This is a genomic window from Mesorhizobium sp. P160187, assembly GCF_057766425.1.
Window position 1 is genome coordinate 29563 of sequence record NZ_JBYMDX010000003.1, and the last position, 15266, is coordinate 44828.

At 58.5% G+C, this 15266-nt stretch carries 12 protein-coding genes; 3 read left to right on the forward strand and 9 right to left on the reverse strand.

From position 1 onward, the window contains the following. Nucleotides 1-41 precede the first annotated feature (41 nt). Genes AC3CCE_RS03390 through AC3CCE_RS03415 form a run of 6 tightly spaced genes read right to left on the reverse strand, consistent with a single transcriptional unit; the run spans nt 42 to nt 6211 of the window. On the reverse strand, nt 42-1301 hold the full coding sequence (locus AC3CCE_RS03390; protein WP_023706595.1) for a polysaccharide biosynthesis/export family protein: 1260 nt from the start codon (nt 1299-1301) through the stop codon (nt 42-44). Next, nucleotides 1288-2565 (reverse strand): hypothetical protein, encoded by a 1278-nt coding sequence (locus AC3CCE_RS03395; protein ID WP_352513646.1) that lies wholly within the window; start codon nt 2563-2565, stop codon nt 1288-1290. Before AC3CCE_RS03395 ends, AC3CCE_RS03390 begins: the two co-directional genes overlap by 14 nt. Next, nucleotides 2562-3566 (reverse strand): SDR family NAD(P)-dependent oxidoreductase, encoded by a 1005-nt coding sequence (locus tag AC3CCE_RS03400; protein WP_023748029.1) that lies wholly within the window; start codon nt 3564-3566, stop codon nt 2562-2564. The genes AC3CCE_RS03395 and AC3CCE_RS03400 overlap by 4 nt, the downstream gene beginning before the upstream one ends. Nucleotides 3567-3610: 44 nt before the next feature. Next, nucleotides 3611-4285, reverse strand: coding sequence for a sugar transferase (locus AC3CCE_RS03405; protein ID WP_023681043.1), 675 nt, complete (start codon nt 4283-4285; stop codon nt 3611-3613). Next, a complete protein-coding gene (locus tag AC3CCE_RS03410; RefSeq protein ID WP_023706592.1) occupies nt 4282-5433 on the reverse strand; it encodes a DegT/DnrJ/EryC1/StrS family aminotransferase in 1152 nt (383 codons plus the stop codon). Before AC3CCE_RS03410 ends, AC3CCE_RS03405 begins: the two co-directional genes overlap by 4 nt. A 49-nt stretch (nt 5434-5482) precedes the next feature. After that, nucleotides 5483-6211 carry a nucleotidyltransferase family protein gene (locus tag AC3CCE_RS03415; RefSeq protein ID WP_023706591.1) on the reverse strand — a complete coding sequence of 243 codons (729 nt, stop codon included), beginning with the start codon at nt 6209-6211 and terminating at the stop codon, nt 5483-5485. 620 nt (nt 6212-6831) lie between these two features. On the opposite strand from AC3CCE_RS03415, the gene AC3CCE_RS03420 reads away from it, so the two are divergent. Further along, entirely contained in the window at nt 6832-7509 is a 678-nt protein-coding gene (locus AC3CCE_RS03420; protein ID WP_023681040.1) for a LuxR C-terminal-related transcriptional regulator, read from the forward strand. Nucleotides 7510-7610: 101 nt separating this feature from the next. Here AC3CCE_RS03420 and AC3CCE_RS03425 read toward each other — a convergent pair whose 3' ends face one another. Continuing rightward, nucleotides 7611-9329 carry a sensor histidine kinase gene (locus AC3CCE_RS03425; protein WP_023706590.1) on the reverse strand — a complete coding sequence of 573 codons (1719 nt, stop codon included), beginning with the start codon at nt 9327-9329 and terminating at the stop codon, nt 7611-7613. Nucleotides 9330-9582: 253 nt separating this feature from the next. Between AC3CCE_RS03425 and AC3CCE_RS03430 the strand changes: the two genes are divergently transcribed. Then, entirely contained in the window at nt 9583-10260 is a 678-nt protein-coding gene (locus tag AC3CCE_RS03430; protein WP_352626982.1) for a helix-turn-helix transcriptional regulator, read from the forward strand. 160 nt (nt 10261-10420) lie between these two features. Continuing rightward, nucleotides 10421-11557 (forward strand): NAD-dependent epimerase/dehydratase family protein, encoded by a 1137-nt coding sequence (locus AC3CCE_RS03435; RefSeq protein WP_081725364.1) that lies wholly within the window; start codon nt 10421-10423, stop codon nt 11555-11557. 49 nt (nt 11558-11606) lie between these two features. Here the strand turns inward: AC3CCE_RS03435 and AC3CCE_RS03440 are convergent, their stop codons facing one another. Then, nucleotides 11607-12812, reverse strand: coding sequence for an acyltransferase family protein (locus AC3CCE_RS03440; protein WP_352626980.1), 1206 nt, complete (start codon nt 12810-12812; stop codon nt 11607-11609). A 215-nt stretch (nt 12813-13027) separates the two neighbouring features. Further along, nucleotides 13028-15199, reverse strand: coding sequence for a polysaccharide biosynthesis C-terminal domain-containing protein (locus tag AC3CCE_RS03445; RefSeq protein WP_352626978.1), 2172 nt, complete (start codon nt 15197-15199; stop codon nt 13028-13030). Between the last annotated feature and the right edge of the window lie 67 nt (nt 15200-15266).

Below are 15266 nucleotides of genomic sequence, written 5' to 3' on the forward strand. Positions count from 1 at the left end.
CCGATAGAACAGTAAGCTCCGCACGGACTGCAGCTGACGCCCTATTGGACTGCCACACTTTGCAGTTCACTGCTGAATCTGGCTTCGACAGTATCCCCCGGCAGCACAATCGCATCTTCGTCAACCAACAGCTTGCGCCATTCATTGCCGATCTTGCGTACGATGGTCACCTGGGCCCGTACCGTTTCGCCGGCAATCGGCAATGGCTGTGTGGATGCTCCGGTCGGCTGCAGCTTCTCGCTGGCGGCATGGAGCCTGGCGGTGACATCCGCCAGCCGGGCGTTGGTGTCCTTCAGATCCGTCAGTAGGCCAATCCTCCTTTGATTGTCGTTGCGTTCATGCTGTCTGACAAAGTCCTCCTGCTGGCGCCGCGCCCTCATCAGTTCGACCGAGGTTTGAAGCGCGCCGCTTGAAGATAAAAGCAACGCGCGCCTGACATCCGCGAGCCGGGTGTTGGTCAGATTGCCTGCATCGAATGCCTTCGTCACTCGCGCCAAATCTTGCTCATCCGCCTTCACGCTCTCGCCCTCGACTCGTTCGCGTTTCTGCAAAACGCCAATTTGCTCGGCAGCGTCCGTCCGGCCCTTCTCCAGAAAATCCTGCTCTTGCCGGAAATCACTCAGCGCAACCTTCAGCGCCTCTGCTTCAGCCTGTGCCATCGCGGCTACAACGCTCGGCGAAAGAGGTGATCCCTGTGGTGTCTTCTTGTCGAAATCCGCCTGGCCCTGAAGCTCGGCGCGAATGCGGGCGGCGTGAAGGTATTCTTTCGTGTAATCTCCCCAGAGCATTTCGTAGTCGCGCTTGAGATCAACCGGATCAGGCCCGGCCTGGCCTGCCCGTGATCGCAAAAGACTGAAGCCGCCGGAAACGGCCAGCGCCTGCCGTACAGTCATGAGCGGACGGTAGGCCTGTTGTCCCGGGGTGAGCACATCGCCCGTTACATAGATCGGGCGATAGTCCGCTATGATCGCTGTGACATCGTCGGGCTCGACAGTAACTGTCTGCTCCCGTCCATCAGTCAGACGCACGTGAAAAATCTTGCTTGGCAAGACCTCTTGCATGCGCCTTTGCAGTTGGGACGCCGTCAGGCCTGCGACCATGATCATTCCAGCCTCCGGAAGGGCGATATTGCCATCCATCTGGACTACGGCGCGCTGCGTCCGATCAGGGATCGGCGCTATTCCTATCTCGACCGTATCGCCAGGTGAGAGTTGATAGGGCTCGACCTCGCCTGCGCAAGCCATCGAGGTTAGCGACATCATCACGACTGCGCCAAGAACGTATCGTCTACTGAAGGTCATTTGCGACAATCTCCTTCCGGTCGAACACCGGCTTCAAAGGCCATTCAACACGAGTAACGAAATCGTATACCGGGCCACCGGGCACGCCCCAGTTGCTGGACCAGACCACCTGGGTGCCGTCCGGAGAGGGAGAGGCATGCGTCTCGCTCCAGTAGTCGAAGGGCGCGTTGTGCGTGTCTGCGACACGGCGGACCTCTCCACTGCCGTCTAGACGCAGAGCAATGACTTGCTGAGCGTAAGGCGCCCAATCCGGGTGCTGCGATAGTTCGGCTGGCGTGCCGCCATAACTCAGAAACACCCAGCCGGGCCTGCCGAGCGACCTGAGTGACGCATGCATGGCCTCGCCATATTTCATCAGCGAGGTAGCCTTGCCATCAGCCAAGCGGCGCTTGATCACCTGATATTTGTCAGGATCCGATTTGCTGATCCCGACATAGATTTCGCTTCCGTCGGAATCGACCGTCATGTCGCCATGGCCCGGTCGATGGTGCTCCATCCACTTCTGGCGCAATATGCCGTCGATGGAGAAGACGAAACTCGCTTCGATTCCGTCCGGTAATTGCTGGGAACACACTATGTTGATTCCGAGTGGTGAGATCGAGCAGGAGCCGGTTGTTCCCGGGAATTCGGCAAGATCGATATCCGGGAATTTCCGCCGTTGCTTGAGATCGTAGCCAAAAACCACCGCTCGGCCGTCATTGTTCGTTGCACGCACCGCAATCCGGCTGCCGTCGCGGCTCGGATTGCCTTTGTTGGGTCCAAATTTGAGGTTGGAGTACGCTCCGGAGGCGAACACGACGTCCTCATGATCGGTACGTGGGGCCCATGTCGCAATCTGCCGGCCCCCGACGCAGATCATCAACTCGGGATCAGTGGGATGCCATTCGCATTCGGTCGCGCGGTTGCGGTGGAACAAAGGCAAGTAGGTTTGTCCGTCGAGAAAGCACAGGCCACCGCAGCCATTGGCGATCAGGAGCAGGCTCTGGTCGGCATTCCAAGCCTGTGCGCTTGAGTAACGGTGGGTGCAGTACTTCTTCCCGCATACACCCGCCCGGCCGAGAACGCCCGGTCTGGTGATCCGTGCGAAAACCATGCCAGACCAAGGATCCCTTGTTTGGCGCACATAGCCTGGCAGGTTGTTCACGACCGCTGTGGCCGCCACCTCCGCTGCCTTGCTTTGACGGCCGCCGGCAACGTAGATGTTGGGAGATATGGCACCGGCAGCCAGCAACAGCGCCAACGCATGACGGCCGCCCAGGGTCATGTCATGTAACCCACTTCGCGCCGTACCCGGCCTTCACTAAGGCGCTCGCGCCACCACGTGATTGTTCGCTCCAGCCCATCGCGCAGGCTGGTCTGTGTCCGCCATCCAGTCTCACGTTCAAAGCGCGAGGAGTCGGCGAGCAAGGCGCGAACTTCGGAATTTTGCGGCCTCAGGCGGCTTTCATCACGACGGACCGGCTTTTTGCAATCGGTCAACTCAAGAACAATGGCCAATACGTCCGAGACGGTCGCAGCGCGTTGGCTGCCAGCGTTGTAGGCGTGGCCGAACTCGAGCTGGGCGAGACCTGCGGTCAGGAACGCTGTCGCGGTGTCTTCGACATAGGTCAGGTCGCGGATCGGGCTGGTATCCCCTACCATGATTGCAGGACATTTCGGGTCGAGGACCTGCCGGATAATGGTCGGCACGATGGCGCGTTCACTCTGGCGCGGGCCGTACGTGTTGAAGGGTCGCATGATCACCACAGGGACATCGAACGACCTGGCGTAAGACTCCGCCATCATGTCGGCGCCGATTTTGGATGCCGAATATGGTGACTGTCCCTGCAGGGGGTGTGTTTCGCCGATCGGCATGGTTTGGGCAGTTCCGTAGACCTCGCTCGTGGAGGTATGGATCACCCGCTCCGTCTCCCATAGGCGCGCCGCTTCGAGGACGTTCACCGTGCCTAGGATGTTGGTTTCCACATAGGACTGGGCAGCGGCGTAGGAATATGGAATCGCAATAAGCGCCGCCAGATGAAAAACCGCGACTTGGCCGCGCATGATCCGGTTAAGGAACGCACTGTCGCGGACGTCACCACGGACGAGCCTCAACTGGCTGCGGATGGTGTCCGGCAGATCGTCTAGCCATCCATGGCTGTCGAAGGAATTGTAAAGGGCAAGGGCTGTGACATCTGCCCCGTTGCGAACAAGCGCCTCCGTGACATGCGAACCGATGAATCCGTCCGCGCCGGTCACCAGGACTTTCTTTCCATTGTAGCTCATCACTGCGCATTCCCTTGGCTGTTTGGAACGCTTCCCTTGGATATTCAAACGTCGATCGGCGGTACCGGAACCCAACCGACCACTGCCAGCACTCCCCGCACCATCCACGCGAGGTCGGAGACGATGGTGCGTCGCGGATAATATGAGAGGTCCAGTGTTGCCTTGGCGGGGAACATGACCTCCCGGTAGAACACGATCGGATCTACGGATTGGGGGAAGTAATGCGCTTCGTGCCGAAAAACGACCTGGGCTGGTCCCAGCAGGCCCGGCTTGTATTGCAGCACGGCCCTAAGCTCGCCCCGGAAACAATCGGCGAAAGCCAGGCTCTCGGGCCGTGGGCCGACGATCGCCATTTCGCCTTTGAGGACATTCCACAGCTGCGGTAGTTCGTCCAGCTTCGTCGCTGCGAGAAAGCGGCCAACGGTGGTCATGCGTGTATCGCCCACGACCGTCAGCGCAAGGCCTTGAGAGCCGCAGTTCACACCGAATTTGCGAAATTTGTACATGCGGAAGGTTCGGCCGCCGGCCCCGATGCGGGTCTGAGCGAACAAGATCGAGCCACCGCCCTCGAGCAGAAGCGCTCCGGCGATCAGCAGCATCAATGGCGCCAATGCGACGGTAGCGATGCCCGCCACCGCAAGATCGATTGCGCGTCTCGCAAAGCCGTGATCAGGATTTGGAACGAACATCCGGTGAAAGGCAGGGTCTAACGCATTCATGCAGCAGTTCCTCTTTGGGCGCCTGCTTTGAGCGCGCCTGTTTTGAGCGCGGCTGCCAGGGCAGCCACGACTGATTCGGCGGCGGCGGAAGTGATCTGGGGGTGCAGCGGAATTGTGAGCTCTCGCTCAGCGAAATCCTCTGTTCGGGGCAAACTCACGCCGGGAAAGCGCTCGCGGTAGAACGTCATTTGGTGCACCGGCGGGTAGTGGATGGTGGTCTGTATGCCCTGTGTCCGCAGCTCGTCGATGACATCCTGCCGGCTCGCGTAGCGCGGCAGGACGATCGGCATGATGTGGTAAGCCGACGTCCGGGGTTCGCTAAATGGAATGACAATGGCTGGGCAACGGTCCGCGATCAGGCGTCGGTACAAGACAGCTATGATACGCCTGATTTCGTTCCACTCTTGCAGGTTCTGCAACTGAACCAGCCCTATTGCCGCTCGCATCTCGTCCATTCGGTAGTTGAACCCGAGCATCGTGACATCATATTGCGGCGTACGACTGTTCAGCCGCTGATGCGTCCCCGTGGTCATTCCGTGCCCGCGGGCCAGGCGAACCCTGTCGAGCAGATCGGGGTCACGTGCAATCACGGCGCCCCCTTCGGCCGTTGTCATGTTCTTGTTGCCATAGAAGCTGAACGCGGCCGCGGCGCCGAAGGTCCCGACTTCCCTAAGCCCGGGCGCGTGCGCAGCGTCCTCGATGATATGCAGCCCGCGAAGCCGGGCGAACCGCTGCCATTGTTCCCGATCGGGGAGATACCCGGCGAAGTGAACGAGAATGACCGCTTTCGTGCGCGTCGTGCACCGCGCTTCGGCTTCCGCAACCGAGATCAACGGCACGTCGACGGACTCGATATCGACGAAGACCGGCGTCGCCCCTACATACAGCACCGCATTCGCCGTCGCCACGAACGTCAGCGAAGGAACCAGTACTTCGTCGCCAGGGCCGATGCCCAAAGCATGGAGGAGAAGATGGAGCGCTGCGGTGCAGGAACCAACCGCAACGCAATCTCGCGCGCCATGCATGCTGGCAAAGGCCTGTTCGAACTCTCGTACCCTGTCCCCCATCGTAAGCCAGCCGCTATCAATCACCTGCGACAGGGCTGCCTTCTCTGGCACGCCTAGGATCGGGGCGCTCACCAAGAGCATCTTGACCTCCTGAAAGCCTTGTTAGTGGCTAGACCTCTGCATCAGACTTTCATGCGGCTGCAGCGGCAGCCGCGACCTCGATTGAGGACGACTGATCTTCCCAGGCAATTGCCTGTGCATTCTGGAAGTCATCGACACGACCGATGTCGAGCCAAAGACCGTCATGCTTGTAAACATGCACGGTCGTGCCGCCCTGCATCATCTGCAGCATCAGGTCATCGAACCCAAATGGGATCCCGGACGGAATGAACCGCAGGACATCTGGGTTCATGCAGTAAATCCCCATGCTGACGAGATGGGAAAGCGTCGGCTTTTCCCGGAAGAGCTGGACGGTATTGTCGATCTCGTCGATGACCCCGAAGTCCATCTTGATATGACGGCACGCCGTGGCGATCGTAACGGGATCCCTATGCAAGCGGTGCGCGGCTACAAACCGGCTCAGGCTTAGATCTGTGAGGACATCGCCGTTCAGAACGACAAATGTTTCGTTCAGTTCATCCCTAATCAGAGAGAGAGGTCCGACGGTGCCGAGTGGCTCCATTTCCTGGGTATATTTGATCTTCAAGTTCCATTGCGATCCGTCGCCGCAGACGCTACGGATCAAATGCCCTAGATACCCTGTCGTAATATACACGTCTTCAATGCCGTTGCGCCGCAGCCACTTCAAAAGCAACTCAAGAACAGGCCGGGCCCCTATCGGCATTAATGGTTTCGGCAGGACCGATGTAAACGGTCGAAGGCGCGTACCCATCCCACCACATTGAATCACCGCTTTCATTCGATCCTCCTGATCTGCAGTTGGCTTTGTTCGGGATCGGTGTTCCATTGTCCGGCCAGGGCATACCCTCAAATCCGGCCAAACCTCGGCGGCAATCCGAACATCATATGTGAAAAGGTATGTGACAGCCGGGGCGGCTGTCGTCGTGCATTCGAATGGTAGGGATTCAAAACGTTCAAGGTATTAGATGGCCACGAGATCAACAGCCGATAGAAGCGCGATTGGGCACTGATCATGACGGCGATAAAACGAAAGCAGTTGCTTTCAAAAAAGCTGCGATCCGCCCGGGCCGGGCTGGCCTACAGGTCCAGCGACAGCGGGTGGCGACATAACAGAAATGGTCCTGAACAGCTGGCTTTGGACCCACAAATGGGGAACCGGCATCGTTTTGCGGACAGGTACCGCACGCCAGGGTTAAAAATCTATGGATGAGCTTCGCAATTTAGTATTATATTAGACGTTCTGGATGTGCGTGGATGGGACGCTGCGGACATCACTGTGATGCGCTGACCAGTGGATGGCCGCCATTTTAGGACCACCACGGATTGTCGATCATAGGCGAATGGGAGGTTCCAGCGGGTTTTCTCGTCGGGAACCGAGTAACGCGTTGGGGTAGTTGCATGGCTCGGATCGTCATTGCCGACGATCACGGCTTATATCGGCGTGGTCTCCGGCTGGCACTCATGGCTGGAATTCCAAGCGCCGAAATATTCGAAGCTTCGTGTTTCGATGCCGCGGTCAATCTTCTAGAGGAGCAGGCGTCCATCGATCTTGCGATCCTCGATCTGAACATGCCTGGGCTGTTCCATCAGGAAGTGCTCAGCGACTTTATGGCTGCCTATCCTGACACTCGCTTTGCGATCGTTTCCGGGGATGATTCCCGCTCGGAGATACTGACCGCGCTTTCGATCGGACTTCACGGGTATATCGTCAAATCGCAGAGCGACGAAGAAGTCGTGCTGGCTGTAAACGAAATCCTCGCTGGCCGGATCTATGTGCCATCTCTCCTATCTCGAACGTCTGCCGACCAGAGATCGCATGCCCCCCCACCTCCGGTACAAAATGCCAGCCGCCGGCACGAGGGCTCGGGCGACGTCGCTAGGCTGACATCTAGACAGAAGGACGTCCTCAAGCTGATGGCAGAGGGGTACTCGAATAAGGAGATTGCCCGCAATCTGGACATTGCCGAGGCGACAACGAAAATCCATGCCGCAGCCGTGCTGCGTGAGCTTGGGGTTAGAAACCGTACCGAAGCAGCTGTGTTGCTCCAAAGCTGGCTGACGAGACAGGCAAGTTGACGTATGCCCCTCGAACCGGCCCGAGTTTGCTTGCAGGAAATCGCAGCAAAGGGCCCACACCATCCGTTAATTGGCCAATTCGGCTTCGACTTGGAGGGGCTCTATTGCAATCCAAATTCCTCAATTTCTTTGCGCGACACACGCAGCGAATATCGAAGGCCATCTTCGGTTATTTCCATATTCGGGGAATGACCGACAAGCGGCGTGCTGTCCACACCGATTATCAGTGACCCGAACCCGCGGCGTACGACTTTTGAACTCTTCCGTCGGCCCGATTCCACCCAATCGAACACGAGGTCGTCACCTTCGTCCTCGGATGCAAATCGCCACTTAACTTCGACCCTGCCATTCGGGTCACCCAGCGCACCATGTTTCACCGAGTTTGTCGTCAACTCGTGAAGGATCATCGCCAAGCCCTCGGCGGCGCCGCTTGGCACAGTGAGGGAAGGTCCACTGATCGTTATGTCGCGTGTCTCCTTGAAGGGCTGCAATTCCCGGTCCACGAGCTCATGGAGCATCCCTGACAGGTTGGCGTGACGAGAAAGGATGCGATGGGTCGCCTCCAGCGTTCGAATCCAATCGATCAACATCTCCTTGTATTTGGCAACGTCATTGTCGGGAATATCGATCATGTTGACCAGAGCTCTGATCACTGGAAACACATTGCTGAACCGATGGCGCTCTTCGCGCATTATGCGCTCGCGTCTCTTTACGGCGGCGCGAAGCAAAGTTGTTTGTCGACGTTCGGTCAGATCCGCCGCCACCCCGATGCGCATTTTGCGGTCGCCGTGCTCTTCCTGCCGTCCACGCAAAGCAATCCAGCGTGTGTGACCATCCACTTGCCGGACACGGATCTCGACGTCATAGTTCAATGCCGATGAAGGCTTTGCCGAGGCGGACAGCTTCGGCCAGTCGACGGGATGGATTACAGCCGAGAGTTCTTCCAAGCGGCGGACTGGGGCCGGAGGCAGACCAAGAATGTCCCAGAACTTGCTCGAGCCGGCGACTGTCCCATCGTCAATGTCTATTTGCCATGTTCCCAGGCGCCCGGCAGACACGGCGAGATCAAGCCATTCCTTCTGAGCCCGAAGGGCCTCGCGTGCCGCTTGTCGCTCGGAAATATCGTCAACCACCACGAATACGCTCTCATTTGGCGCCTCGTCCGGCCGCGACGAAGACAGGGCCAGGTGAGCCCAGAATGCCGTGCCATCCTGGCGCAAAACGCGGATATCCGTCGCAGACGCGGTCCCATTGCCCAAATCTTCCAAAAGTTTCCGCACAGTACCTCGATCGTCGGGGACAATGAGTTCCTGCAACTCGAGTTGGGCAAGTTCCTTGTGCGCGTAGCCGGTCATCTCCAAAAGCCGTCTGTTCGACTGCAGCAGTTCGCCATGGCGATTGGTATTAGCAAAGCCCAAGGCGGCAGCGTCGATGGCAGCGAGCCTCGCTTCTGCCACCCTGAGCGCACCGTGCAGATCTTGTCGCAGGCGGTGGAACACAGCTGCGATCAGGCTACCCGAACCCAGGAGGAAGACGGCCCCGGTCCAGTCTCCACCAGTGAGGTGACCGTCCAGCAGGTGTCGCATCCACAAGCCGGCGACCGCCATCAGAAGCGTTGCTGCGATGGCAACAAAACGGCCCTCAAGATACACGATGACAACGGTTATGGGGATAAACGCAACAAGCGGCAACGGCTGGCCGCCATATACCGTACTTATCGCCTCGAATGCTATCGATGCTGCAAACACCAACAGCGAAGCTAGATGAGCCAACGTAGTGCTCGACACATTCGATTTGAGCCAGCGCAGGTCCGAACCCATGCGCAAAGACTACAACTTTCGGTCTAGTCCGTCGAGACTAGTCCGAAGGGGTGGCACCTAATCCCAATGCCCGATTGCCATGACTTTGCCGGCGAATAAAATCATGTGTCAGGAGCGCTCTTCAGAAAGGTATATCCAAGAGACGCTGCGGAAAAACCATTCGCAGATTTCTCGCAGTATGTGGAAATTCAAGTTGAAGCAGCAACTTCAACCGATTTGAGTTGCGTCAGTAGCAATGGGTTGGGTGGAAGCGATGACACTGATTGAAACGCGAAACGATACGCTCGCAGGCAGGCAATACATTGTATTGAACGATACCCGCCACGAACGGCCGATAAGCCTTGTGGACCGACCGGACGCAAGGGTCGGCGGATCTCGACGACGCAGCCTGGAATCCATCACCGGCATGCTTGATCGTATGGGTTGCGGCTATTTCGTCCTGGACCGAGACAAGAAAGTAATAGAATGGAACGCTGCCGCTCGGGACACCCTCGCACGCCAGGGCGAAGCAACTGATACAGCCGTCGAGCTTGCCGCCGGGTTGAGGCGGCTGGTCGCGAATGTTCCGGTCCACCTCCAGCCGGGCTCACTCTCATGGGTAGTGATCCACAGCAGAGGCGACAGGCCGGTGACCATGAACGAGACGGGCGTCGTTACACCGGACGGGACAACCGTCGTCGCATTGCTGGACCGGGATAACAAATCGGCGGCCAACCCTCGCACGTTGCAAAGGATGTTCGGTTTGACCAGCGCGGAAACGCAGTTGGCGCTACGCCTCGCCCATGGCGACGCGCCCCTGGAGATCGCCCGCAGTTGGCATCTCAGTCGCACGACTATCCGCTCTCAGCTTGCCTCACTGTTCGCCAAGACCGACACGAGGCGTCAGGCGGAACTAGTGGCTCTTTTGGGGCGCATTTCGGTTTTGCCATGAGAAATCGACTGCTGTCTGCATCCGCTTTGATTCAGACAGCGGCGGCCCGCATTGAGCGCGCTGTCGCGTAGATCACAAGGCCGGCGGCGCCATTTCCGATCGTTCAAGGCGCTGCCGAGATAGCGCAGAACGCGGAACCTGGAAACGGGAGTGACTTGCCATGGCCGAAGCAGATTCGAAGGTCAACAAGCTGGCGGATATCGTTCACGCGCTGCAGGATGGTGCTGCGTCGAACCTTACGCACACGGGGCCGATCATCGTCACGGGCGCCGCTGGGTTCATCGGATTTCATGTTGCGTCACGCCTTTTGCGGCTCGGCGCCGAAGTCATCGGCGTCGACAACTTCACGCCTTACTACGACCTGAAGCTGAAGGAGGCGCGATTTACACGGCTCTGCGCCGAGCCGAGGTTCACGCCGATGCGCTTCGACCTGGCGGACCGGTCGCTGGTGAAAGCGCTGTTCTGCGAATTCCAGCCATCGCACTTCGTGCATCTGGCCGCCCAGGCCGGGGTGCGTCATTCGCTCGTCGACCCGCATGCCTATGTGGAGTCAAACATTGTCGCATTTCTCAACGTTCTGGAGGGCTGCCGACACGCCGGCGTCAGCCATCTCGTTTATGCCTCGTCGAGCTCCGTATATGGCGCCAATCGACGCATACCCTTCTCCGAACATCATGGTGCCAATCATCCGGTGAGCTTCTACGCCGCCACCAAGGCCGCCAATGAATGCATGGCGCATTCCTACAGCCATCTGTTCGGCTTGCCCGTAACCGGATTGCGCTTCTTCACCGTCTATGGTCCCTGGGGCAGGCCCGACATGGCAGTATACACGTTCACCCATGCCATCGCCGAGGGCCGAACGATCGAAATCGCCAATGCCGGGCGCGTATGGCGGGATTTCACCTATATCGACGACATCGTAGAGGGGGTTGTTCGCGTGCTCGCCAAACCACCGTGTCAGGATCCCGGTTGGGACGGTCGCGCTGCCGATCCTGCCACCAGTTCGGCGCCATATAGGCTCTACAATATCGGCAATGATCGGCCGGAAGAAATCAACCATCTGATCGCGCTCATCGAGACGGCCCTTGGTCGCCGCGCCGTTCGCGTCAACGTACCTTTACCGCCAGGTGACGTCCTGGAAACCCGCGCCGATGTCAGGGACCTGCGCCGCGCCGTTGGCTTCGCACCGGCGACAACACTCGAGGACGGCGTGCAACGTTTCGTGGAATGGTATCGGGAATTCCATGCACGCCCTGTCGGACAGGTGCGACCAGCTGGCCTTCCGGCAACGGCATAGTGAGCACAACGCCGCCGTTTCCCAGGTGTGGCAGGGTCGCGGCTCGCCTTCAATCTGTCTTGGGATACGCCGGCACTGGAAGGGACCCAAGCTGCCGTCCTGTGCCGTGCCCGACCTCCAAAAGGCGCCGCGCATAGCGGGTGAGCGGCTTCTCGAACAGACGGTGGGTGATAAATGCCACGCCCAGGGTTATCGCCAAGGCCGAACCGATGAAAGCCCACGGGCCGAGCACAAAGATCAAGCCTGTACGCCAGAAAATTATGCGCATGGCGCGGATCACGAATGGATGCATGAGGTAAAGAGCGTATGACGCATCGCCAACGCCAGCGGCCCACCTCGCCGCCAGGCTGTCATGCCTCAGTTTACCCGGCGGTGCCAAGGCAGCACTCCAAACTATTAGAGACGCCGGAATGCCATACACGACGGGGCGACCAAGGCCGGCCGAGATATCGGGAAACGCCGCCGCAAGCATCAGGGCACCCAGTCCCGTTGCGGCGACACAGGCCCTGATTGGGCCGGAAGGCCGCAGGCCCGAGGCGCAAATGACCCCGATCATCGCGCCGAAAGCAAATTCGAGGATGATCGGATTGGTCCAGAAACCCCAGGGCTCTGGCAAAGGAGCCGCAAGAGCGCCCGAGAGCACCATCCCAACCAGGATCGTGAGCAGGACCGTAACTGCCCACCGCATGGGCAGCACGATCGTCGCCGTGAACAACACGTAAAACAGCATCTCATAATTGAGCGTCCAACCCAACTCGTAGACCGGCTGAACGACGCCGTCAGGGCGACTGGCCGGAACGAATAAATAGGATTCGACTACAAACCTGAAATCGACGTAGCTCTGGTTGAGAAAATTTGGGGCGGCCACCGCTACCGCAATGTAGAGCGAGGTGAGCGCCCAATATAGCGGGACAATTCGCGCGATCCGGCGGGAAATGAAGAGACGCGCGCCCCCGGGCTTTGCGAACAGCTGTCGCGACGTATGCACCATGATAAGGCCGGAAATCACGAAGAAAATATCGACTCCAGCGCTCCATGGTATCGGATTCCAGCTCTGAAAGGTGCGGCCGGCCTGTAATTCCAGGGTGGCCGCATCATGCTGGGCGTGTCGCAGCGCGACCGAACTAGCCGCGAGGGCGCGCAGGACCTGAACTTGGGTGAGGGTTTCGCGTTGGCTGCGCTCGACAGGCGTCGATCTCTCCGAGCGACGGCGCACTGCAGGCGCCGAGGCGCTCGCCATTCGGGCTTGTTCCATGAATGCTCCGCAGATTGTGAGCACACCCTGGGGCGCCTCCGAAACTGATGCATCCTTCAAATGACGGACACAGCCCGCGAAGTATCGGCTGCCCGCGCGGGTGTCCGGAACAGAGATACGCCGAAGCGTCTGTGCAGCCCTATGGCCTTTGTGCGATCCGGGCTTCGTGACTTCCTGCCCGAACGACGGCAATCACCGTAGCCAAAACAGTGCTCTCATTTGCTCGCCCTCAAGAACCAATGCCATTGACGGGCATCGACCGCGCTCGGCCTGATCGACAGCAAGGCAAAAACCAAGCCTGGCATGATTTTCAGTCGCTTGCGGATATAGACGGCCATGGCAATGCTCCAGATGCTCAGTGCAAGTGCGACACCCACCGCAGCGCCAAGCAGGCCGTACACCGCAACTCCGGCTGCACAGGCAATGATATTGGCCACAGCACCCGCTATCATCGTCGTTGCCGCAGCCCATTCATTTCCAGTCATGGTCAGGAGATTCTGTTGGGGCCCGCACAGCGCGACAAAGACATATCCCAAAATCAGAACCCGTGCGATCGGCGCTCCCGCGCTATAACCCTCACCGAAATAGCTCAAGAACGGCTCGACGATCACCATCATCGGGACGGCCACCAGGATGGCACCGCCAGCAGAAAGCAGGGTTGCGCGCGCGAACAGCTGTTGTAGGCCTCTGCGATCGCCTCTGACGTAGAGATCGGCTGCTGTTGGCGAAAACATGGTTGCCACGGCGATACGGGACAGGCCCACGAGCATCGCGACATTCAAGGCCAGCGCGAAAATACCCGCTTCAGCAATATGGCTTGTCCAGCCCAAAACCAGGACTCCTGCCCGACTGACGAAAACATCGAGCCCGGTGATGAGCATGAGCGGGGGGACGGCAAGCCACCATTCCCTCGACGCATAACTTGGCTTGGCGTGTCCCAGGTCGGGTGGTTCAAACCTCCTCGCGATGATGAACACCAGGGCCGCTGTGAAAGCGGAACTCACAAGCACCGCCAGCGTCACCGAGGGCGCATCCACTGTTCGAAATCCCGACAATGCCAGGAGGGCTACCAACACGAGCAGGAGCCCGTCTCGCATGATGCGCTCCGGCAACAACGCCGAGACAACGCCGCCGAAAGCACGCACAAGCGTGGCTCCGAGAGCATAGGCGGTAACCAAGGGCACAGCCATCATGCCGAGCAGGATGCTTGTCTCAAGCCCTCTTTCCGTTGGATCTGAAAGGAACAGAACTGACGCAGCGCCGATCATCCCGAACAAGGTTGCCGCTATCAGCGATCTCTGCAGCGCAAATCTTATCACCCCGCGGGCCAGATCAAGCCTGCCACTGGCCCTATAGGCCGGGAGGAAACGCAACAATGATACATTAAAGCCAAGCGTTGCCAGATAGGCGAGCACTGACGTCCAAGCCTGAACGTAGGAATAGATGCCGTAGTTGTGAGGTCCGATAAGGCGTGCAATTGCCAACTGGGCAAGACTGGTCAAACCAGCGCCACCAATATAGATCAACAAGGCGAAGATGCTTGCCCAAGCGAGCCGCGATCCCATGTCCTTGTTGCGCGGCGGTGTGGTTGCTGAACCAGTTGTTACGTCTGCGCGATGAGATGGCAACTCAATTTGCTTTTCGCCGACCGCCCTATCGAAGCGCGACAATGCAGAAAGTATTTGTCTCTCAATCCGACAAATACTTTTAAAAGTCGATGGACCATCGGTGTATTCGACGGAGATGATTTCCCGGCCAGATGTTGTCAGGAGGTCATGCATCGCTTCAAAAACGGCGAACGAGCGCATGTTCACGTTCAAGTCGGCCTCGAAAATCCGTTCCGCCGGCGGCTCAAGCTCCATCCGCCTACGAAGGCGACTTTCCACGACCGCAGCTGGCACCAAGAGCCTGACGGTGAGATCGGCCGCCGGTGCGAGGCTGAGCGCCTTTTCCAGCGTTCTGGGGTTGGTGCTCCCATTGAACATCGCAAGCGAACCAATCGCTTGAACATATCCTTGATCGAAAATCGTAATTTCGGGCGATTGCTCCGCAGACTTCCAGCAACGCGAAAGGTGCAGGATGTATCGCCAGATTCGCGCGCGCCATATTCGGTTTTTTGGCGGTATCATCCTCACCATTGCAAAGGAATTGGAAATATCATCGGCTCGCCCTGCCGAAAAAAGCAATATTCTGGCTGTTGAAAATATCGCCGATACGATCCGTGATATGAACAGAAAGATTCCGAGATCATATTTGGCGGCCCTGGTGCTTGGCTTGTAGCTGAGGGCGACCTTGGCGTGATAGCCTTTCCCGCGCAGCTGCTGCGCAAGCGCATGTGCGAAGGTTGTTTTGCCGGATCCTGGAGGTCCGAAAAATTCAATGATCATCGTGTAGCTGGCTCGATTTAGGGACGCGATCGCTCCCTGGAGATTCTGTTGAAGATCGCAGACGCAT